Genomic DNA, 18,440 nt, shown 5'->3' with positions numbered 1-18,440 from the left:
CGGTGAGGGTTCCGCAAAAGAGTTCGGGAGTGCAGAGGGGTGACACTGAACCCAGCAGCATCAGCGCAGGGGGAAAGTTGACGAATCACGACGTACTTATGCGCCTGAGGCGGGACAAGAGAACCCAGGGTGATTCCAACCGTAAGCACGGAATCGTGCGCTTCTTCCGAGACCTTTTCGTCATATTCTTTGTTGCCCTGCTCATATCGTTCCTGATCAAAACATTCCTCATTCGCTCTTTCTATATCCCTTCGGGATCGATGGAAAACACCCTGCAAGTCAAAGACCGAATCATGGTCAACGAACTCGTCCCCGACCTCATCCCCATCGCCCGTGGCGATGTCGTTGTGTTCACAGACCCCGGTGGATGGCTAAGCGCAACCGAACACGGCACTGTCCAGCCGGGCAATCCTGTAGCCGATGGCATCCGATGGTATTTTTCCGAGGTGGGCCTGGGCGCGCAAGAAACGAACGACCATCTCATCAAACGCGTCATCGGCCTGCCCGGCGACAAAGTCGCCTGCTGCGACGCCACCGGCCACATCACCGTCAACGATGCGCCTCTCAGCGAGCCTTACCTCAAAGCATCTCCCGGGACGACGCGTTCTCCTGAGAAGTACTTCACCGTGACAGTCCCCGCAGTTTCTCTATGGGTCGAGGGCGACAACCGCGACAACTCGGCGGATAGCAGGCTCCACACCACCACGCCCAGCAAGGGTTTCGTGCCCATTATCAATGTCGTCGGCCGGGCGTTCGTGATCACCTGGCCCGTCGGTCACTGGTCCTGGCTCGACAACTACCCGAACACCTTCCGAGAGACTGGCCAGGACCGATGATGCACACGACTCAGGGTTTCGTCCCATGACCGAGAGGGATTCCCGATAGCCGTTCCCAAACGCCACTCCCCCGAGATGTCGAAAATTCGGCGGGTTGGCGCCGATTCTGCGTCCATGGACGTCCGCCTTACGGATGCTCGCAGTTCGCGTTGAGCCAGTCGATCGCGCCGGCCCAGGTCGGATCCTCGCCAAGGGCGGCGGCGCCTGTTTGCTGGTCGGGGTCGATACCGTCTGGATAGGTGAGCCCAGTGCGGTCCGCCATGCGGGCTACCGTCAGCACGATAACTGCGCCGTCGGACATCGTCTTTAACGTGTTCCCGGTCGCGAAACCCGCGGTCGTCGTTTCTCCGAAAGTGCGCACGCCCGATTGACCCCGGAATGCCAGGAGTGTCGACTCGCCTGCGCTGGCGGTTTCAGGACCCTGCAGGACGGCGATGTTCCGACCGGCTTGCGATGAGCCGGTCACGGGTGACGTGGCAAGCGTTTCGGTTGATCCGTCCGATTCGTATGTTACGGCGGAGCCATCTATGCGCACGACTTCCGACTTGCCATTCCGGCGGATGAACGACAACACGGTGCCCTAGGAGAGCAATGGCGTCACAGCCCCGAGCATGGGGAAGGAATCTCCGCCCCCATTGCCGCGCAGGTCCACGATCCACCCGCACCGTGCCCGCGTTTCTGCGTCTGAAATCCCCCGCGCACCAGCGTCGATGTAGGACTGGCCTTCTCTCGTGTCGCTGCTACTGAACCAGGGAACATCGATGGCAGCGATGCTACCCGTGGCAAAGCTGACGACTGGCCGGTTCTCGCCCGTCGGCGGCAACTGGACCGAGCCCAACTGGCCTGGGGGCAGGACGAAGCGACTATGCGCTCTTCCTCCGGCGGCCGACACTGCCCGCATCAGTGGACTGTGGGTTTCCGCGATGGTCTCTGCGGAGGACGCGCTCACCGATGCGAGAGCTCGAGCTTCTTTCCACTTCCTGCGAGTGGCGTAGAGGCCGTTTTCATCCATGAAGTCGAGGGCAGACTCCACGTATTCGCGCACCGCGGGATTTCCCGAAGGCGGAGGTTTGCCTGGCACGGCCGGCACGCAACCTGTCACAGGAACAGTCAGGCCGAAGGCCAGTGCGACTAGAACGAGAGAGCGGAGACCAGAGCATCTACTGGCAGCCATGGCACGTCTCCCCGTTATAAAGCCCGCTCGCCATGGAGCGACTTGTCCTGTTCTGCCGCAAGCATAGGGGGCACCTACTTGCGCCGCGTCCTAAAACACCTCGACTCGGCTACCCGCTGACCGTTCCCCACTAGGAGCCTCTGGCGGGGGTGCTCCCAGGTCACCGCGAGCGGAACACGATTCGCGGAAATCAAGCTCTCGACAGCCCCCATCCTCCGGCGTCGGTTTCACCGGGCTTCGCATCGCCCGCACCGCAGCAATCGGCGCAGGGCTTTATTATGTTTGGCCGTCGTGCGCTCGGCCACCGCACCACCGCCGTCTAGAAGTCAGTCACTTTCTTGGCATGCCACGCACACCTTGCGGGAATACGATCTTTCTATCGGGCTTCCCGTCACGTCGGCAGCCCGCGACGCACCGCCTCACAGCAGCGTCGAAGCATCGCTGCACCACAGATTGACGCTGCTGCGATGCGGCGGCTGATCGTTAAATTGTGACCCCGACGACACCGTTTCTCATCCAGCTAAAGCACACAGGGAGCATCAATGGGCACTGACGACCAGACCAACACATGCAGTTTCCACATGAGCGGTGCGCTGCCAGCAGGTGGCGACCACCTCGGTGGCACCTTCGGTCAGTCGCCGACCCTGGACAGTTGGTACCCGCAGCGTCTCCGGGTTGAGCTTCTCCACCGGAATGGCGTAGACGCCGACCCGCTCGGCGCGGACTTCGACTACGCGGCGGCTTTCGCCACGATCGACCTCACGACGCTCAAGTCGGACATCAAGCGACTGCTCACCACATCGGTCGACTGGTGGCCGGCGGACTACGGCAACTACGGTCCACAGATGATCCGAATGGCGTGGCATGCCGCCGGCACGTACCGAATTGCCGACGGCCGTGGCGGAGCGGGCACCGCGATGCAGCGGTTCGCACCAATCGGAAGCTGGTGGGACAACGGCAACACCGACAAATCACGACGACTCCTACAGCCGATCAAGCACCAGTACGGCAACGCTCTGTCGTGGGCCGACCTGATGGTCTTGACCGGCAACTGCTCCCTCGAGTTGATGGGCCTGCCGACGTACGGCTTCGGTGGTGGACGACTCGATGCGTGGGAACCGGACGACGGCACCTGGTGGGGCCCGGAGGTCTGGAACCCGCACGCGGTCGCGAGCCCTGACGAGATGGTGAGCCGCGACGAACGCTGGCATGGTCAGAACGGCGACGCGGACTACGACCTGCAGAGCCCCCTGGCCGCGTCGCACCAGGCGCTCATTTACGTCAACCCTGAGGGGCCCTATTCGAACGGCGACCCGCTGGGCTCAGCACGCGACATTCGCATCACGTTCACGCGGATGGCGATGAACGACGAGGAAACGGTGGCATTGATCGCCGGTGGCCACGCGTTCGGTAAGAGCCACGGCCAGGTACCCGCATCCGACATCGGACCGTCACCCGAGAAAGCCCCGATCGAGTCGATGGGGCTCGGTTGGCACAACCCGGTGGGTACCGGCAGTGCCGAGCACACTTCGACCAACGGCATCGAGGGCAGCTGGACTCCGAACCCGACACAGTGGGACAACGCCTACCTCGAGAACCTGTTCGTGTACGACTACGAGCAGACGAAAAGCCCGGCCGGCGCGCTGCAGTGGACACCGACTGACCCGGAGGCGCCGAAGACTCCGGACGCCCACGTACCCGGTCAGATGAACCCGCTCATGATGATGACCTCGGACATCGCACTCAAGGTCGACCCGGAGTACCGGGCCATATGCGAGCGTTTCCTGGCCGACTTCGATCTGTTCACCCTCGCGTTCTCGAAGGCCTGGTACAAGCTCACGCACCGCGACATGGGGCCGAAGCACCGGTACCTCGGCCCGGAGGTCACCATCGCCGACGACCTGCTCTGGCAGGACCCGCTCCCGGACGCAGCAGGATCCTCACTCGACGAGGCCGACGTGGCAGCGCTCAAGGAAGCCGTCCTCGCGACCGGGCTGTCCGTGTCCGACCTCGTCTACACGGCGTTCTCCGCCGCCTCGACCTACCGCGACAGCGACAAGCGCGGAGGGGCGAACGGTGCCCGCCTGGCCTTGTCGCCGCAGAAAGACTGGGCGGTCAACCGACGCACCGTCCCAGTCATCGACGCGCTGCGGAACGTGCAGGCGGCTTTCACGGCGACGTCGGACGGACGGAAGGTATCTCTCGCCGACCTCATCGTCCTCGCCGGCAGCGCCGCCGTGGAGCAAGCGGCACGGGCAGCAGGATCTGACGCCAGCGTGCCGTTTACGCCAGGCCGTGTCGACACGACGCAGGAGTTGACCGACATCGAGATGTTCGAGTGGCTGCGACCCATTGCGGACGGGTTCCGCAACTTCGTGTCGGAGCGCTTCGAAGAGTTTGCTCCGGGCGTCGCGCCCGAGGCGGCATTCCTCGACAAGGCGAACCTGTTCACTCTCACCGCACCGGAGTGGACCGTCCTGCACGCCGGGCTCCGCGTGCTCGGCAGCAACTGGGACGGGTCCGACGTGGGTGTGCTCACGGATCACGTCGGAGCCCTGACGACCGACTTCCTCGTGAATCTGACCGACACCGACCTCATCTGGACGAAGGACGACGAGACCGCGATGACCTTCACTGGTCGGGTTCAGGCGACCGGCGAGGCTCGCTGGAGGGCATCCCGGAATGACCTGGTATTCGGCTCGAACGCGCAACTGCGGTCGATCGCCGACGCCTACGCGGGCAGCGACGGGCAAGAGCGGTTCGTCCGCGAATTCATCCGCGTCTGGTCGAAGGTCATGATGCTCGACCGCTACGACGTCAAGGGCCACAAGCGTTACGGGGCGATGGCCGCCTGACCCCGGAGGTCGCGTCCCGGCGAGCTGACGGCGTGGAGGCACGGCGCGGTCACGCGCTGAGCCTCCAAGCCGTCGAGGCCTTGACCGAACGACGCTTGAGGCCGCGAGCCGAACGTTGCACGGATTGATCAGGCTGGGGACGGCCAAGGAACCTCCGCGGGCAGCACGTGGTCGACCACACTCGCACCTCGACGGCCTGCGAGGGTGGACGGGCCGCTATGCCCTGGAAGCCGTTGCCCCCACTCGTAGAGACGCCGGCCGGATTTGCTTTGGCCTCGAATCGCGAGAGGGTGCCGCTGATGTTCTCTGTGGCGGCTCGTAAGGCCTGAGCCTTCCGGGGTCATGTCCCGCTGAGGAATGCGCGTGACCGGTAGAGGTTCGCCTAGCGACGCGTCTCCGCTCCCTGGCAGGATGAGCGAATGCGAATCGATCCTGATCCCAACTGCGCGGAATTCGGCATGCTCACGCAGTACCTCGATTATCAGCGTGAGACGTTGCTTTCGAAGACCGACGGCCTGACCCGGGAGCACCTGGCACAAAAGCACTCCCCGTCCGAACTCACCCTCGCGGGCCTGCTTTACCATCCGGCGCTGGTGGAAGAGGACTGGATGGAGGTCCGCTTTGCTGGCCTCCCTGATCGAGAGCCATGGGCCAGCGTCGACTGGGACGACGACCCGAATTGGGAGTTCCGCACTGCCGCTCTTCTCGATCCTGTGCAGTTGCGGAGTCGCTACCGCGAAGCCTGTGATCGGAGCCGGGCAGTCGTGTCCAAATCGACAGGCTTGGATCAGCTGTCGGTCAAGGCGCTGGGCGATGGCCGCAACTTCTCGCTCCGATGGGTGCTGCTGCACCTTGTCGAGGAGACCGCCCGCCACGCCGGCCACGCCGATTTTCTGCGCGAAGCGATCGACGGCACGGTCGGTGAATAGCGAACCGAGACGTCAGAATCCTCGCCACAGGGAACGTCTTGGACCAGGCATCGACCATATTCATTCGGTGATCGGCCGTTGACCAGTCGCGTTGCGGGTTCCCAAACGCCACTCCCCCGATATTTCGGAACCTCGACGAATTAGCGCCGAATCTGTGCCCGTGGACGTCCGTCAACTGACACTCGTTGATGGTTTGGAAAAACTCGAAGGACAATAGGGCACGATTGCCACGGCTTATTGCCCGGGGTCGGGCGCGGCCTGTAGCTTTCGGAGAAGACGACTGACCGCACAAAACCGACTCGGAAGCGCCGCCTGCCCTCTTGGGCCGTTGCGATAATGGGCGTTTACCTGGCGGCAGTCGGCGGGCTCATTGCGTCGGTGTGCGTGATGCGCGCCTTTGACGTGGGCGCGGGGACGGGGACGGGGACGGGCGCAGCCGAAGCGATGGTTCTAGTCATCGTTGTGTTGACGTTGCCGCTATCAACTCCGTATTACGTCGCAGGTTCACTGGGTTCACCGCAAGGATCGGGGCCAGAAGAATTGGCCGTCGGAGCACTGTCCCTGAACGCGGCGTTGTACTACCTGGGATTCTTCCTCTTGGCTGTGATTAATGCTGCCATCTTCAGATGGATAGTGATCAGCACTCGCCGCCGGCGGGCGGAAGCTCAGTCTGATTCCTGACCATCAATCGACGCGCTGGGGCACCCGGAGCCAGCGCGAGTCACGCCTCGTCGGACCTGGATGAGGTGCGTTCAATCGTCACTGGGTTGCGGCGGATCGGCCGGGCAAGGATCAGAACGCTGATGAGGGCAGCAGCGGCAATGGGTACCGCCAGAAGGTAACTGAGCTCCGGAATTAGCGTGGCGCCAGCAACCAGCGTGAGCCCACCAACAAGAGCCGCCGGAACAGCGACCAGGATGCAGGCCCACAGCGGCACGCGCATCAGTCGCGCCCACACCGCGGCGAGGAACAGGCCGAGTGAGCCGACGAGGATCAACAGGTTGCCGGTCCGGGCTTCTGCGAGTGCCTCGCCCGTTGCTGCGAAGTACACGGTCATGTAAGCACCACGGCCCAGAAGCAGAGTGCATGAAACGACGAGGGCCGACCACAGGACGAGGATCCCTGCCCAGGCCAGAACCGAGCCCACGCCGCGAGCCGACTCCGCCTCTTCACCGCTCTGCGTCATCATCACTTGAATTTGAAATTGGCGACGTCGGAGCTGCCGTCATCGAGCGCAAGAGTGAATGTTCGGCAGGTGCCTGCCCACGTGGACGCGGTCTTCCAGACGCACGTGTGGCAATGAGTTCGATCAATCGGGCCTCCGGTAGCTGTCACACGTATCGTACGGCGAGGTAGGACGGCACCGGCCCAATAACAGCGGTCTGCAGAGCTCAACCTTCACCCACGAGAACGCTCAGGTATTTTCCCTCAGTGGCGCGGAAAGGGAATCTGTATCTACAGAAGGTTCGCTGGGCGCTACCAGATGACCGGTTCCTCGCCCCGAGCCTGAGCAAGGGTGAATGTTCGTTCGTTCGGTTGGACGGGGTCGGTGCGTTCGACGATCAGCGCCCGACGCTCGGGTACGTAGAAGTCCTCATCGAAGGGTCGCAACCCGAACAGGGCCGTCATCTCCACGAGGTGTTCGTGAGTGAAACGGTCGAGTATTCGTTTCGCCGTCGGATCCCAGATGTTGCCGACGGGGAAGGGCGGGATTGGCTCCACGACTTCCCAGCGCCGGGTGTCCACGGCCCGCACCCCGAGAGAGTGGCCGATGACGTCGTTCTCGGCGGTGAGCGAGTACATCTGTATCTTCCGCGAACCGTAGAACCCGCTATGGGTCGTCCGGTCGTAGGTGTGCGGGATGTCGACCACCTTTACCGACTCGACTCCGGCCACGGCGAACCAGGCCATCGGAGATTGAGGGTCCTGTCCGCGCCAATCCGAAGCAAACATCGCCGTCCACTCCGGGTTCGCTGTCGCCATGAGCAGGTTGTGCCGGTGCTCGGCGCCCTCCAAGGGCAGCAGGTTGGTCAAGAGGTCATCCAGAGAATCCGCGCTGACTGGCCGGACCCGCAGCGGGTGGCCGTAGTGATTCAGGACGTGCGCGCCGCGGACACCAGTGAGCAGTATCTCGACGCACCGCTCCACCGGGGCGTTCACGAACAGGATGCAGCCGGTCACGGGCAGCCACGCACCTCCGAGCAGCAGGGTGCGCTCGTACTCGGCCCACGATTGACGTCTCATGCGGCTGATCCTTGCACACGGCAACACGCAGGAACCGATCAGCTTGCGCGCGCCCTGCCCCACTACGGGGCCCCACCACCCGCCGCGCATCGACCCACAGCGCGAGGTCAACCAGCAGGTGCCTGACTCCCCCACGAGCGACTCCCGGGCGAACCTTCAGCGGCTTCCTCAGGGTGCGGCGTTTGAGTCAGCCTGACTCCGCCGCCTCAGCCGGAGAGCGAGGGGGCGCAGAGTTCACGCGGCCCAGCGGCCTGGCAAGGATCAGACCGCTGATGAGGCCGGCGACGGCCATCGGAAACGTAACCAAAGCGGCGAGGTGGGGCAAAAGAGAGTTGTCAATTGCAAGCGTCAGACCGCCAACCAGAACGGCGGGGCTAGCTACGAGGATGCAGGCCCAGATTGGAGTGAGCATCATCCGAGCCCAGCCAGCGGCAACGACTAGCGCCGCCGAGCCGGCATAGATCTGGAGCTTCCCCACACGGGCGAGTTCCAGAGCCTCTTCGGTCGGCTCGAAGTAGCCGGCCTTTCTCAGGCCCGTGTACATCACGGTGATTCCCACTGCGATGAGCGCAGACCAGACCACAAGGAGCCCCAGCCACAAGACTCGTCGGCCCTCGCCTGTTGCCGGCATCACGTCTCCTCTGCTCGTTGATTCGACGTTATCGTGTCAGCCCCCGGATCTCGGCCCCACTCCTGGACGGAAATAGTGGATGTTCGAAGGCGCCCAGTACTCGGAGGCAGCACAAGAGTGCGTCCCGGTGAACGTTCCCAAGCGAAACGGCAGGCGGTGATGACTGACTCGCGCACCCAGGTCAGACACCACAACTCTGGAGGTCGGCTCGAAGAAGCGACATTCAGTAATCCGCACAGTCTCAGCGTTCTTGTGCGTATGCTGAGCCCACGAACGTAGCGCTGCGATTTCTTCGCCCTCGACCGGTTACCGGTCGCATGGGCTTAGTCGCACGCGCTTAGGTCCAGCGACAGATCGGTCGGGGGTGGCTCCCCCATCCGATCTCATCAAAGGACCAGACCATGACGTCATATCTCTCCGCGACGGAACTCACCGACGCGCTCAACCTTCGAGACCTCTCCAACCTGGCCCAGGGCCACCACGCGATGCAAACGCTGCTCGACGACGTCGCATCCGCTCTCGCCGGCCACTGGGGCATCTCGGCCGAGACCATCCGGCACAGTCCACTCGTGGCTGTCGTCGACAACTACGACAAGCTGGGCTTCGACCCAGCGTCGGTCACCAGGGATCAGCGGTACTCGCGCTATGTGAGTCCCACGGTGATGCTTCGCAGCCACACCTCGGCGTCGATTCCCACCCTGCTGCACGAGTTGTCGACGCAGGCCAGCTACGACCGGCTGCTGGTGCTGCCCGGTCTGGTCTATCGCCGCGACGCCATCGACCGCACTCACGTCGGGGCCCCGCACCAGGTCGATCTGTGGCGGGTGAGTTCTACCACGATGCTCACAGCCGCGGACCTGCAGACGATGATCGGAACCCTGGTGGAGGCCGTCCTGCCTGGTGCGGAGTGGCGCGCTGTTCCCGCAGTGCATCCCTACACGGTCCACGGCTGTCAGGTCGATGTGTTGGTGGGTGCTGAGTGGCTCGAGCTCGCCGAGTGCGGATTGATCGCACCGCACATCCTCACTACGGCAGGCCTGGACCCCAATGCTTGGTCGGGACTTGCTCTCGGCATGGGTCTCGACCGGGCATTGATGCTGAGAAAAGGCATCCCCGACATTCGTCTCTTGCGGGCGGAGGATCCACGGATCGGCCAGCAAATGCTCAACCTCTCACCCTGGCAGGCCGTTTCGGTCATGCCGCCGATCCGCCGCGACATCTCGATCGTCGTCGACGTGGATGCCGACGCCGAAACCCTCGGCGATCGAGCCAGAGCGGCATTGGGTGATCGCATAGACGACCTCGAATCGGTAGAAGTCCTGGACGTGACCGCGCACGCGGATCTCCCCCGCGGCGCGCAGGACAGGCTGAGACTTCGGCCGGATCAGGCGAACGCACTCGTCCGCCTGACGCTTCGGCCCCTCTCCAAGACGCTCACCGACCCCGAAGCAAACACCATCCGCGACGACATCTACAAGGCATTGCACGAAGGCCCCGTTCTGGAACTGATTGGATAAACCGCTCGAGGGGCTCTGTTGCGCGGAGACCAACTGCGCGCAACAGAGACTCGGTCGCGCTAGCCATCCCTTGCTGCCGCGCTAACGGTTCGCCGATCGGACACGAATTTCCCCGCGCCAACTTGCACTGTTTGGATAGCACAATCTTGTGCTACCTTTACAGCACAATGCTCGCGATGCTCGCGAGGGATTCGATCTTCTGGGGGCCTAGATGAACTTCCTCTTTCTCTTCGTGCACGCCGTTCAAGATCTGCTACCTCTGGAACTGGCCATCACCTTCGGCCTGGTCCTCTTCGCTCTGTCGTGGGTTCGTCCCCGGCGGATGGTTTCACTCCCCCAGACCAGGTTGCGCACGGCCACTCTCACCTGGGCGGGAGTGGCGGGTTCCTTGCTCGTGGTTGTCGTCGCGACGGCGGTCAGCGCGATCGCCGTGTCGACGTCTGACGTTTCCGGGTATGACGGCTGGTGGCGACGGCCGGCCCCGCTATTCGCGGCGACACTGGTGGTGGCTGCGGCGGCCGTAGCCCTTCGACGGATCCCTCTTCCCGCACCGGGTGAGCGTTCAATTGTTCCGCGCCGCCCGTGGCATGCGTTCGCGTCTCGCACCTTGCTCTGGATCTCCGGAATCACCGCGACATTGCTCGCGCTGACTGCGGTGTGGCAGATTGCGATCGCCAGGACCGCGCCCGAAGACGGACCGTTCTTTGGGAACGTTCCCGACTACACTAACCTGCCGATCTACATGAGCTTCAACAGCGGGTACGGCTACCTGTCCGGGGCAGGATGGCCGAACCATCTCGCCACTCTCGTCGCGCTGGCACTGGCCTGCACCGTCTTTTTCGCCGTGCTTCACACGGACGCCAACCGGCCCGTGTTCGCCCGATCGACCGCCTCCAGCGTGCGCTCGGAACGAGAACTAACCGCTCGACTGTTCACGTTCATCCTGCTCGGCGGACTCATCACAACGCTCGGAGCCGTGTGGATGCACACCGGTTCCTCCGGGCAAGCTCTGGTCGGCTTGGACGAGCAGTGGGTATCCGACAATCAGTCCTACCCGCGCATTCTCGTAGCCGGCGGCTACGACGCAATCGCCCGCCCCATGAACCTCCTGGGCTATGCCCTCCAGGCCGGCGGAGTCGCGTTCCTCCTCCGACTTGCAGTCGACACCGCCCGAGCCGCACTCGCAACACGACGCTCACGCCTCGCAACACCGGAGCATGAAATCTCGACCAACGGACCACAGCGATGACCGGGACCACGCCAAGCTCTGCGGACGAAATCGATGCGCTCTTCCGCGGAGCGATCCGCTCCGGACAACTCGGTGACGGCGAACGCCTGCCAACCGTCCGACAAACCGCTCGAGATTTCAGCGTCGCACAGGCCACAGCCGCAAAGGCCTACAAGTCCTTGGAACGCGACGGACTCATCGTCACCCGCACCGCCGCCGGCACCCGCGTGGCCCCCGGGGCTTCCCGGGCGCCTCAGGCAGTGATCGAGCACGCCCGCGCGCTCGCGGAAGCAAGCGAAGGCGCACTCGTCTCCCTCGACGACACCATCGCAATCCTCCGCGCGGTCTGGCGAACAGAGGCGACGCACCCGCCCGCATGACGTTCCCCTACCGAACAGCATCGGCGCGGCCGCTGTCCTTCACCCAGGTTACAGATTCGGGCGTTGTCGTCCGGGCCACCCGGTTGAATACGGCGAGGCCGAGCGGGGCGTGTCCGAGGGCTGCCGTATCGGTCATCATCGCGAGTTCGGCGCCCGTGATGACAGCGAGTTCGCCGGTGCGGCCTTGCGCGATCTTTGCCCCCCAACGCGACGCCGCCGGCAGCAATCGCACTTACGCTGCTCGGGGCAGGTGCTGGCGAGCGTAGCTGCCGTCAACGCGGCGATGGCGGGGCTCCTGGTCGGGCTGCTCCGTTCAGGCGTGTTGGTCAGCGACGGGTTCTGGTTGAACGGACCAGTCGGCGGGTGCATCGTCGGTGTCGGCGTCGGCGATCGCCTTGGTCTGCTGAACTTTGCCCGGCTTGTGGTGTTGCGGCGCGTAGACGGTATAGACCTGCATGGGCTCATCTCCGATGTTCGTCACGTTGTGCCAGCTGCCAGCTGGAACGATGACGCACCACCCATCGGTTACCTCCTCGTCGAAGGTCAGTTCGTTCTTGCTTGGTCCCATCTGGGCGCGGCCACGGCCGCGGTCGAGTCGAATGAACTGGTCGGTGTCAGGGTGCTTTTCTAGCCCGATGACCCCGTTGACCGGGATCGACATGAGGGTGACCTGCAGGTAGGTGCCACTCCAAGCCACGGTGCGGTAGTTCGGGTTCTTGAGGGTCTCGGTCTCCAGATCGAATGCTTGAGGATGGGGACCGGTGTCTTCGATGGTCATGATCTCATCGTAGCTTTGCCCGGATCGGATCATAAGGCTTCCCGCGGTTCGATCCTCCTGAGACCATGCTCACGGATTTGTCGCGCTGTCCGTCCGGCTTACGGGCGGCCCGCCTCAACCTGGACCAATCTAGTCGGGCCCGGTGGAGTCGTGCCTCTCGTTACACTGAGCGTGTCGCTCGAACGGGCCACACCACTATGCGCGGCCGGAGGTGCTGGCATGTTGCGCACTCCCCCCGTTGCGCTGCGATTTCCGTTCCAGGGCCGGTGGATCGCAGAGAACAGTCCGGCGAACCGTGTTCCCAGCCATGGCACCCATCTATTCGGCACGACATTCGCAATCGACTTCGTCGCCATCGACGAACGAGGCCATTCGGCAAAGCATGGTTGGCGCTCCGTATTAGCGACGGAGCCCCCCGTGGTCTTTGTCGGATTCGGCGCCCCGATCCTGGCGCCAGCATCGGGCACTGTCGTCGCCGCGGTCGACGGCGAGCTGGATCACGAGGCCCGGCGCTCACAATTGGCGTTGATTCCTTACGCGCTCTCCCAGACTCGCCGAGTTCGAGAGGGCGTGCGCGCGATCGCGGGCAATCACGTGGTCATCGCGCTTGAGCCGGCCGGGCCTTTTGTGCTCATCGCTCATCTCCAGCGCGGATCGGTGAGCGCCGCAGTTGGATCAGTGGTCATGGTCGGCGAGAACATCGGATCATGCGGGAACTCGGGCAACAGCACGCAGCCTCACGTGCACGTGCAAGTCACGGACTCAACGAACTGGCCGACGGCGCGCGGCAGGCCCATCGTCTTTGAACGCCCTCAGGTCAACGGTGGCACCTGGCTCCCGAGGAACGGCGAGACCTTCACCGTCGCATGAATTGCAAAAGCACCCGGCCGAGGTCTCGCTTTTTTAATTGGGCGCTACCGGCTGCGCTTCCCAATCCACTGATGCCCAAGTGTCGCCGGCCGCTGCGTCCGGCGGCACGCTCACCAAGTGGTCGAACATCACCGACACGATCGCGGGCTCCATCCAGCCCACCTTCGACGCAATCGAGGGAACGTGGGACGTGCAGCGCGCCGCGCCACCGGAGTCCGCCTGCTGGACCAAGTCCGAGGACTTGAGTGGTACCCCGCACTGGGCGAAAAGGTCAGACGGCTACGAAGTTGCCTTTTCCGCAAAGAACTCCTGGTTCGATATGGACGAGGACCCGTGGACTACCGCTGAACGCTACGCGCGGGTTTGGACGTCAACCTTCCTTGCCACCAGCTTCGACCCGGATTACGACTTGTTCGCCTACGGGGCCCAGATCGCTGGACTGGTTGACAGCGACCAACTGCGAGTGACGGGTGGGTTCGACGGCGACAACTGGATATACCTCGTAGAGGTGTCTTGCGACACCCCCGGGTTCCGGGCTCCAGCGCCGGGGGTATCGATCGAGCCCTTCGCGCACCCGTAGACAGCAGCGTCAGGTCAGAACGTGAATGGCAACGGATCCTCGAACGCACCGCCACCACTGTCCAATTGACCGTTCCTCTGATGCCGACTCCGCCAGCGCATTCCCCGAAACGATCGGTCTCGAGCGAACGAGTCAGCACGTCAACAGCGCCACCTTGCTGGAAAGACAGGCTTAGCGTGACTGGGCGTATCTTCGGACCAAAGGAGCATCGTGACAAAGGATGCCTCAGCCCTGGGAACTCCTGCAGACGCATTGAACCTAACAGGCAAGGACTCAGATGTTGACACACACGGCGACCGGTTGGCTCATCAACTGTGGTGGAACCTTCGCTCTGATCCCTCGATTCACGCACGATCGACCGCCCACCGATGCCTCAGAGCACGAGATCCACACCTTCGGCATCCCCCTCGTTCTCATCCCAGGAGTCACCGGTCAACAGCCGGACTCGTGGGTATCAGTTTCAGGCGGCTGGGACGGGACGAAGTTCACCGTCGACGCATTCGGCGCCCCCGAGTTCGATGACGGCTTCACGGTCGAACCGGCCAACACCGCACCGGGCGATCGGACACCACCGCGATACGACGAACACTCACGCGCAGTCGAAGGAGCCTTGCTTGCCAGCGGTGCGATCGTCAGTCGCCGCTATCTGAGCGCCCCCGACAAAACCTGGAGAGTAGTCATCTCCGCACCGGACCCCGATGCAGTACGGGAGTCTCTCACCGAGCTACACGGCGATCTCCTCAACCTGGTTCAGTCGAGATGGACCCAACAGCAGTACCGCGATGCCGGCGAACACCTCGCCCACCAGGTCAAGCTCTGGGCGCTGTCAACACTCATCGACCAAATCAACGACGACGGTGTCGACCACATCATTGCGACACCACGGGCGATCACGGCAGAGATCGAAGCGTGGCACCGCGACCTCCCACCAGGACTCGTCACTCTCAAACCGATGATCCGCCCCATCTAGCACGACCCAGCACCAGACCCGCCCGCAAAGGGTTCCGTCAACAAGGCAGTCTGTCGCGTTCAGCACCGGCTATGGCCGCGGCGTGAACTAGTGGTTCTTGACGAGGATGTTCTCGCCTACTTTCGTCCAGCCGTCTCGATTCAGAGTGCCATCCTTCACGATCATGACTTCAAAGCTTGCCGACTTCATTGTCGTCATATCTGGGCCGCACGCGCCTTGAAAATCCGTGGCCCCTCTGTACGCGAGCAGGCAGACAGGGAGGTCAGTTCCCTGCGCCAGATACAGCCGTGTCTTGTCAAGGGAACGCACAAATCGCACGCTGTCAAGGTCGAACCCGTCCAATGCATGCAAAGGAAGGTCGCTCGGAATAGCGTCCTCTGCGCTGGGCTCTCTCATGAGGTCGGAGTAGCCACCGGCAGCTGAACAGCCCATCAGGCTCAGGGCGGCAGCGGCCACCGCGACCATCTTCGCGCACGTGAACTTGTCCGCCACATTTCCCCCAGGTTCAGGCCAACGTATCGACTACGAAATCGGCCCGCAAGAGTTTCGTTTCGCGGTCCGTGGGTGCACGCAGCCCTAGACCGTTTCGCTAGGACTTTCCCGGTGTCTCTCTGCATCCAGAAGGACTCGCCGACGGCTGCTCCCTGGACCAGCACCAAGCCAGCCGCGAAAACGGAAGCAGCTGAAGTGGCGAGCATAGCGGTCAACACCACATCGGGTTTCAAGGTCATTGCCTGTCCGGTCATGGACGTGAATTCGCACTGCAGCCCCAGCGGGATCAACGTGATCCGGCCAACGATCGGCTGTCCGGGGTCTACGCTTTCGCGAGACGCCGGGAGTGCGTCCACAAGGCACGAATAGCTTGGATCTCGGACCGCGTAAATCGCCGCAGCTGGCGGCAATGCCATGAAGATGGCCAGCCCACACAACGCGGTAGCCACCCATCCCCTCGTTCCCATTTGGCCATGCAACCACATTCCCTTGCGCACGCCGGGACTTTCTCCTCAAGTCGCGGGAAGTGACCGCACAGGGTTCGTCTCATGGGCCCCGTTTCGAACTCTCCCAGTAGCCCCTATCGGTATGTCGTGTAATCGTGAGAGATATGACCATTGAGCGCATCCGCCCTGAGGGGCTTGTCCACAGTCAGGCTTTCAGTCACGTCGCCATCGTGCCGGCCGGCGCAACCACGATCTACGTTGGCGGTCAAAATTCCGTCGCCGCAGACGGCTCACTCATCGGTGAAGGCGATGTTGCGGTGCAGTCCATTCGCGCCCTAGAAAACGTCAAGATTGCGCTGGCCGCAGCTCATGCAACTATCGAAGATGTAGTGCAGTGGACGGTGCTGTTCGTCGACGGTGTTGACCTTGCCACGGCGTATCAAGCCATCGGGTCCGCACTCGCTTCGGATGCTCCAGCTCTAGTCATGGGGGCCCGAGTTGCCGGACTCGGTGTTTCAGGAGCTCTTGTCGAGATCGCCGCCATCGCCGCCGTCGTTCGCCATTGACCGCTAACCTGGCCTGGCGTTCGAAATCAAGGTTGGCGGTAAGAACTAGTTAAGCGCCAGGTCCGGCGAGTCGGATTTGTCCCGGTCAGGGTTCCCTTCTGACACTCCCCAGGTGGGGCTACTACTTCTTCGATAGGAGCTTCGCACCGTCCGACCGCAGCTCCCCCGCAGGTGAGACATGGCGGTACAAGGTCTGCCGGGTGATCCCGAGCTCCTTGCAGAGGTCGCCAACCTTCGTTTCCTTCTGCCCCATCGCGGCCATGGCCAGGCGGACCTTGGCCGGCGTCATCTTGAACGGCCGCCCGCCCGTCCTCCCCCGTGCTCGAGCTGCGGCAAGCCCGGCGATTGTGCGCTCAGAGATGAGCGCCCGCTCGAACTCGGAGAGAGCAGCAAAGATTCCGAAGACGAGCTTCCCCGGTGCCGTCGTGGTGTCGATCGCTGCGCCCTCTCCGGTGAGCACCTTGAGGCCGATGCCACGGTCGGTGAGGTCATGCACCGTATTGACCAGATGCCGCAGGTCTCGACCGAGCCGGTCCAGCTTCCAAACCAGGAGCGTGTCACCATGACGCAGCGCCTTCAGGCAAGCCGCCAGGTGTGGCCGGTCGTCCTTCTTGCCGGATGCCATGTCCTCGTAGAGATCCCCTGCAGCGACGCCGGCGGCCAGGAGTACGACTCGTTGTAGATCAGTGCTCTGCGAACCATCAGCTTTCGACACGCGCATGTATCCGACGAGCATGCTCGACCCCTGTCATTTAAACGTTCGATTGCGCGACAGAGGCGGCTCACCCTCGAGGAAGACAGAAACTGTCACACAACCCGTCATCCAGCCTCCGTATCGCAAACAACGCAGAAATAGTCCAAAGTGACGGCTACAGGAGGGCCACCCATGTCACATTCCGAACCCGGTTTTGTGCGATCGCTTGATGACCCATTGAGCTGAGCTCGCAGACTCCACAGCGGCCCGAGTGTCTCGTATCCTGTGGGGTTTCGCGACGGTCATTCGGCCAGCGCGGCAGTTCGTCGCCGAGCCGATCCGGAATGGCGGGCGGCTCTTGCCACCGATGATGGGTCCTGGCGGTGGAGCAGTTGGAGGCTCGAACTAAATGTTGGTCCCACCGACGTTGTGAGCGCGATCGGGGGGAACAACACCTAGCCCGCGGTAGGGGCTGGTCTACTAGATGCTGCGGTGGTCGCGTACCGCAAGTTCAAGGGCCTCGAGGCCGGGCGCGAGGGCGGCATCCACCGCCATCGGATCGGTGATATTAAGTTGCTGTATCTCGCGACGACTCTCCGGTGCGGTGTTGATTTCATGTTCGCCAGCCTCGAGCGCAGCGATGAGGTCGGTGATGACGTCCTCGAGCGGTCGACGTCCCCACCCGAGCTCGGCACCGGCAGTCTGTGAGGTCATCATCGCCGTGTCGGTCGCGCCGGGATAGACGGTTGCCACATGCACACCCGTTCCAATCAACTCTCGGCGAAGCGACTCGCCAAACTGCGAAATACCCGATTTCGTTGCAGCATAGATCGAGTAGAACGGCATGCCGACGAGCGCAATCCCGCTTGAGATGTTCACAAGGATGCTGCCGCGTTCTTTCCCGCTGTGCCGAAGCGCGGGAAGCAGGGTCTTGGTCAACAGAATCGGAGCAGTGAGATTCAGATCGATCATCGAGTGGACATCCGCATCGCTTGTCAATTCGAGCCTGCCCGCGCGCACATTTCCGGCGTTATTGACGAGAAGATCAACGATGCTCCACGACGAGACCAAGTCTGCGATCCGCTCAACAGCGCCGGGCTGAGTTAGGTCTTCAACCAGGTGTTAACGCCGACTGAAAACAGGACCACTTCTGCCGGGCGAGTTCTAGGGCGAATTCCAGCGGTCGTCGCAACACTGGTTGGTTAGCTGGATTCTAGTTCGTCGACGAGGAGCTCGGCTGGTGTTGTCCA

The 18,440-nt window shown here is 62.9% G+C and carries 20 protein-coding genes; 10 read left to right on the top strand and 10 right to left on the bottom strand.

Annotation, left to right across the window (positions count from 1 at the left end; all coding sequences use genetic code 11):
* The first annotated feature begins 155 nt into the window (after positions 1-155).
* Positions 156-836, top strand: a complete 681-nt coding sequence (lepB, locus tag E3O54_RS14275) for a signal peptidase I (protein ID WP_241976917.1) — start codon at positions 156-158, stop codon at positions 834-836.
* Positions 837-963: 127 nt separating this feature from the next.
* On the opposite strand, the gene E3O54_RS14270 is transcribed toward lepB, so the two are convergent.
* Positions 964-1,410, bottom strand: a complete 447-nt coding sequence (locus E3O54_RS14270; RefSeq protein WP_134401884.1) for a S41 family peptidase — start codon at positions 1,408-1,410, stop codon at positions 964-966.
* 1,142 nt (positions 1,411-2,552) lie between these two features.
* On the opposite strand from E3O54_RS14270, the gene katG reads away from it, so the two are divergent.
* Together katG and E3O54_RS14260 are read left to right on the top strand one after the other, a co-directional pair.
* Positions 2,553-4,865, top strand: a complete 2,313-nt coding sequence (katG, locus tag E3O54_RS14265; RefSeq protein ID WP_134401883.1) for a catalase/peroxidase HPI — start codon at positions 2,553-2,555, stop codon at positions 4,863-4,865.
* A 419-nt stretch (positions 4,866-5,284) separates the two neighbouring features.
* Positions 5,285-5,794: a DinB family protein gene (locus tag E3O54_RS14260; protein ID WP_134343084.1), complete on the top strand. Its 510-nt coding sequence runs from the start codon at positions 5,285-5,287 to the stop codon at positions 5,792-5,794.
* 721 nt (positions 5,795-6,515) lie between these two features.
* Here the strand turns inward: E3O54_RS14260 and E3O54_RS14255 are convergent.
* From E3O54_RS14255 to E3O54_RS14245, 4 genes are all read right to left on the bottom strand, one after another.
* Positions 6,516-6,851 (bottom strand): hypothetical protein, encoded by a 336-nt coding sequence (locus tag E3O54_RS14255; RefSeq protein ID WP_134401882.1) that lies wholly within the window; start codon positions 6,849-6,851, stop codon positions 6,516-6,518.
* 131 nt (positions 6,852-6,982) lie between these two features.
* Positions 6,983-7,129 (bottom strand): PxKF domain-containing protein, encoded by a 147-nt coding sequence (locus E3O54_RS17395; RefSeq protein ID WP_194087076.1) that lies wholly within the window; start codon positions 7,127-7,129, stop codon positions 6,983-6,985.
* 141 nt (positions 7,130-7,270) lie between these two features.
* Positions 7,271-8,038, bottom strand: a complete 768-nt coding sequence (locus tag E3O54_RS14250; RefSeq protein WP_134401881.1) for a hypothetical protein — start codon at positions 8,036-8,038, stop codon at positions 7,271-7,273.
* Between the two features lie 187 nt (positions 8,039-8,225).
* Entirely contained in the window at positions 8,226-8,669 is a 444-nt protein-coding gene (locus E3O54_RS14245; protein WP_134401880.1) for a hypothetical protein, read from the bottom strand.
* 401 nt (positions 8,670-9,070) lie between these two features.
* On the opposite strand from E3O54_RS14245, the gene E3O54_RS14240 reads away from it, so the two are divergent.
* The 3 genes from E3O54_RS14240 to E3O54_RS14230 all read left to right on the top strand — a co-directional run bounded on the left by E3O54_RS14240 (position 9,071) and on the right by E3O54_RS14230 (position 11,794).
* Complete coding sequence (locus E3O54_RS14240; protein WP_134401879.1) at positions 9,071-10,186, top strand: hypothetical protein; 1,116 nt, start codon at positions 9,071-9,073, stop codon at positions 10,184-10,186.
* Positions 10,187-10,397: 211 nt separating this feature from the next.
* Entirely contained in the window at positions 10,398-11,435 is a 1,038-nt protein-coding gene (locus E3O54_RS14235) for a hypothetical protein (RefSeq protein WP_134401878.1), read from the top strand.
* Complete coding sequence (locus E3O54_RS14230; protein ID WP_134401877.1) at positions 11,432-11,794, top strand: GntR family transcriptional regulator; 363 nt, start codon at positions 11,432-11,434, stop codon at positions 11,792-11,794. The genes E3O54_RS14235 and E3O54_RS14230 overlap by 4 nt, the downstream gene beginning before the upstream one ends.
* A gap of 7 nt (positions 11,795-11,801) precedes the next feature.
* Here E3O54_RS14230 and E3O54_RS14225 read toward each other — a convergent pair whose 3' ends face one another.
* Positions 11,802-12,026 carry a hypothetical protein gene (locus E3O54_RS14225; protein WP_134374947.1) on the bottom strand — a complete coding sequence of 75 codons (225 nt, stop codon included), beginning with the start codon at positions 12,024-12,026 and terminating at the stop codon, positions 11,802-11,804.
* Between the two features lie 81 nt (positions 12,027-12,107).
* Entirely contained in the window at positions 12,108-12,572 is a 465-nt protein-coding gene (locus E3O54_RS14220; protein ID WP_134401876.1) for a cupin domain-containing protein, read from the bottom strand.
* A gap of 219 nt (positions 12,573-12,791) precedes the next feature.
* On the opposite strand from E3O54_RS14220, the gene E3O54_RS14215 reads away from it, so the two are divergent.
* The 3 genes from E3O54_RS14215 (at position 12,792) to E3O54_RS14205 (ending at position 14,992) form a co-directional block, all read left to right on the top strand.
* Positions 12,792-13,442 carry a M23 family metallopeptidase gene (locus tag E3O54_RS14215; protein ID WP_134401875.1) on the top strand — a complete coding sequence of 217 codons (651 nt, stop codon included), beginning with the start codon at positions 12,792-12,794 and terminating at the stop codon, positions 13,440-13,442.
* A 79-nt stretch (positions 13,443-13,521) separates the two neighbouring features.
* The gene (locus tag E3O54_RS14210) at positions 13,522-14,022 is read left to right on the top strand and encodes a hypothetical protein (RefSeq protein ID WP_134401874.1); all 501 of its coding nucleotides are present in this window, start codon (positions 13,522-13,524) and stop codon (positions 14,020-14,022) included.
* Positions 14,023-14,299: 277 nt separating this feature from the next.
* Positions 14,300-14,992, top strand: coding sequence for a hypothetical protein (locus E3O54_RS14205; protein ID WP_134401873.1), 693 nt, complete (start codon positions 14,300-14,302; stop codon positions 14,990-14,992).
* Positions 14,993-15,079: 87 nt separating this feature from the next.
* Here the strand turns inward: E3O54_RS14205 and E3O54_RS14200 are convergent, their stop codons facing one another.
* A complete protein-coding gene (locus E3O54_RS14200; protein ID WP_134401872.1) occupies positions 15,080-15,484 on the bottom strand; it encodes a hypothetical protein in 405 nt (134 codons plus the stop codon).
* A gap of 610 nt (positions 15,485-16,094) precedes the next feature.
* Between E3O54_RS14200 and E3O54_RS14195 the strand changes: the two genes are divergently transcribed.
* Positions 16,095-16,496, top strand: a complete 402-nt coding sequence (locus E3O54_RS14195; protein ID WP_134401871.1) for a RidA family protein — start codon at positions 16,095-16,097, stop codon at positions 16,494-16,496.
* 121 nt (positions 16,497-16,617) lie between these two features.
* Here the strand turns inward: E3O54_RS14195 and E3O54_RS14190 are convergent, their stop codons facing one another.
* Both E3O54_RS14190 and E3O54_RS14185 read right to left on the bottom strand, forming a co-directional pair.
* Complete coding sequence (locus E3O54_RS14190; RefSeq protein ID WP_134401870.1) at positions 16,618-17,232, bottom strand: recombinase family protein; 615 nt, start codon at positions 17,230-17,232, stop codon at positions 16,618-16,620.
* 438 nt (positions 17,233-17,670) lie between these two features.
* Positions 17,671-18,309: an SDR family oxidoreductase gene (locus tag E3O54_RS14185; protein WP_134401869.1), complete on the bottom strand. Its 639-nt coding sequence runs from the start codon at positions 18,307-18,309 to the stop codon at positions 17,671-17,673.
* Positions 18,310-18,440: the final 131 nt, after the last annotated feature.

Source organism: Cryobacterium sp. TMT2-4 (assembly GCF_004402575.1).
GTDB lineage: Bacteria > Actinomycetota > Actinomycetes > Actinomycetales > Microbacteriaceae > Cryobacterium > Cryobacterium sandaracinum.
This window is presented reverse-complemented; position numbering and strand designations above follow the sequence as displayed.

Coding starts and splice junctions, on each gene's coding strand:
- katG (WP_134401883.1), top strand. CDS start 2,553: ATGGGCACTGACGACCAGACCAACACATGCAGTTTCCACATGAGCGGT.
- E3O54_RS14260 (WP_134343084.1), top strand. CDS start 5,285: ATGCGAATCGATCCTGATCCCAACTGCGCGGAATTCGGCATGCTCACG.
- E3O54_RS14255 (WP_134401882.1), bottom strand. CDS start 6,851: ATGACCGTGTACTTCGCAGCAACGGGCGAGGCACTCGCAGAAGCCCGG.
- E3O54_RS14250 (WP_134401881.1), bottom strand. CDS start 8,038: ATGAGACGTCAATCGTGGGCCGAGTACGAGCGCACCCTGCTGCTCGGA.
- E3O54_RS14245 (WP_134401880.1), bottom strand. CDS start 8,669: ATGCCGGCAACAGGCGAGGGCCGACGAGTCTTGTGGCTGGGGCTCCTT.
- E3O54_RS14240 (WP_134401879.1), top strand. CDS start 9,071: ATGACGTCATATCTCTCCGCGACGGAACTCACCGACGCGCTCAACCTT.
- E3O54_RS14235 (WP_134401878.1), top strand. CDS start 10,398: ATGAACTTCCTCTTTCTCTTCGTGCACGCCGTTCAAGATCTGCTACCT.
- E3O54_RS14230 (WP_134401877.1), top strand. CDS start 11,432: ATGACCGGGACCACGCCAAGCTCTGCGGACGAAATCGATGCGCTCTTC.
- E3O54_RS14220 (WP_134401876.1), bottom strand. CDS start 12,572: ATGACCATCGAAGACACCGGTCCCCATCCTCAAGCATTCGATCTGGAG.
- E3O54_RS14215 (WP_134401875.1), top strand. CDS start 12,792: ATGTTGCGCACTCCCCCCGTTGCGCTGCGATTTCCGTTCCAGGGCCGG.
- E3O54_RS14205 (WP_134401873.1), top strand. CDS start 14,300: ATGTTGACACACACGGCGACCGGTTGGCTCATCAACTGTGGTGGAACC.
- E3O54_RS14195 (WP_134401871.1), top strand. CDS start 16,095: ATGACCATTGAGCGCATCCGCCCTGAGGGGCTTGTCCACAGTCAGGCT.
- E3O54_RS14190 (WP_134401870.1), bottom strand. CDS start 17,232: ATGCTCGTCGGATACATGCGCGTGTCGAAAGCTGATGGTTCGCAGAGC.